Here is a 1,668-nt window from a genome sequence, read left to right as displayed (position 1 = left end):
CGGCCCTCCGGCCGGGCCTGCACCGTCTGCAGCCAGTCCGGCGCCAGCATTTCACAAACTACGCGGTTGTAGGTGCATTCGTGCAGCTCGGCCTCACTAAGCACGCGCACGCCGGCCGCCTGGCAGGCGCGGCGGGTGGCGGCATTCATCTCGCCGGGGGCGGCGACGACAGCCCAGACGCGCTGCGCACGCAGCCGCTCGGCCTGCAGGAGCGCGTTGGCCTCGGGGGAGGCGGGGAGGGTGGCGATCTCGAAGATGTCGCGCCAGGCGGCGGGGGCAGGATGGCGCGCGATCTCGGAGCTTGCGGCACCGGGCAGGACCAGAATCCGCCGGCGCATGAAGCCGCCGCGCAGCAGCAGAACAAATGCCACGCGCGTCAGCATGACGGCCGCAATACAACCAAGTAAAACTTCAACGACAATAATGAAGGAGGTGCTGAAGTCGGTGGGGGCGACGACCATCAGCACCAGCCAGGCGATCATCATCAGCAGGACGCCGGCGAGTGCGAGGCCGGTAATCGCCCGGCGCGCGCCGGCCAGCAGCTGCGGCTGGTAAAGTCCGCTGGCGCTGCTGACGAGTCCTGAACAAAGAGCCAGCATGCCAGCGACCGTCAGCGCGCGGCCGTGGTCCATGGGCACGCCTGGCGGCATGCCGCCAGTCATCAAAGCATAGACGATCAGAAAAACTGTCAGCGTTTCTGCCAGATACAACACCACCAGCTCAGAGCGGATGTTGTGACCGAACATGCTGGTCATGGGGGGAACCTCGCAGGGGGAGTGCCTGTGGCCTCGATAAAGCGTTCGTTAGCATTTTGAGATCGCAATCCGAAAGACCTACTGAAATACAAGAATTTTGCATCAAGTGTAAAATCAGGCATTATCAAGCATAGATTTTTCATAAGGTGCTTAATATGTGTCAAAAACCGCAGTATCACTTGGCTGTGAGCTGTCGATTTTCTAAACGTATATTTCTCCGACGCTGTAAAATCTGGATTGCGCTGGCGTCTTGTTCTGTTAACGTCCGCCTGCAGTTGAGGAAGCAAGGCCGCGAGGCCTTTCGTTGCGCCCCCGATCAACGACGGAAAGTAAAGTTACGCCATGCCGATCACGTCTCGTCTGACTAAGGTAACGTTGGGCCTGTTGTGCATGGCAGGCCTAGCCGCCTGCGCGGGTCAGGACAGGCTCCCGCCGGTGGTGGCGGCTCGCACCGTCAGCGCCGATGCCCAGGATTACCTGCTGGGTCCGGGCGACAAGCTGAATGTCTTTGTCTACCGGGCGCCCGAACTGAGCGCCAATGGCCTGCCGATCCGCCCCGATGGCCGGGTGTCGCTGCCGCTGGTGCCGGACATCGAGGCCGCGGGCCGCACGCCGAGCCAGCTGGCGCGGCAGATCGAGGCGCGGCTCAAGGAATATGTGCTGGAGCCCAATGTCACGGTGATGGTGCAGTCCTTTGAGGGCGCGCCGGACCGCCAGATCCGCGTGATCGGCGAGGCGGCGCAGCCGATGGGCATGCCTTACCGTGAAGGCCAGACGGTGCTGGACGTGATGATCAGCGCTCGCGGCCTGACCCGCTATGCCGCCGGCAACCGCGCCGAGATCATCCGCCGCGGCGCCCCCGGCCAGCCGGCGCAGGTGATTCCGGTGCGTTTGTCGGACCTGCTGCGGGATG

The 1,668-nt window shown here is 63.4% G+C and carries 2 protein-coding genes; one reads left to right on the top strand and one right to left on the bottom strand.

Annotated elements, in window-relative coordinates; translation table 11 throughout:
• A partial coding sequence (locus tag IBL25_RS26015; RefSeq protein ID WP_187781328.1) for a hypothetical protein occupies nt 1-755 on the bottom strand: 755 nt, incomplete at its 3' end.
• Nucleotides 756-1,193: 438 nt separating this feature from the next.
• Between IBL25_RS26015 and IBL25_RS26010 the strand changes: the two genes are divergently transcribed.
• Nucleotides 1,194-1,668 (top strand): polysaccharide biosynthesis/export family protein (locus IBL25_RS26010; protein WP_367615697.1); only part of this gene is annotated, 475 nt, incomplete at its 3' end.

Source organism: Pseudoroseomonas ludipueritiae (genome assembly GCF_014490445.1).
In the GTDB taxonomy this organism is placed as follows: Bacteria; Pseudomonadota; Alphaproteobacteria; order Acetobacterales; family Acetobacteraceae; genus Pseudoroseomonas; species Pseudoroseomonas ludipueritiae.
The sequence above is the reverse complement of the archived record's forward strand: the minus strand, read 5'-3'. Positions and strand labels throughout refer to the sequence as shown.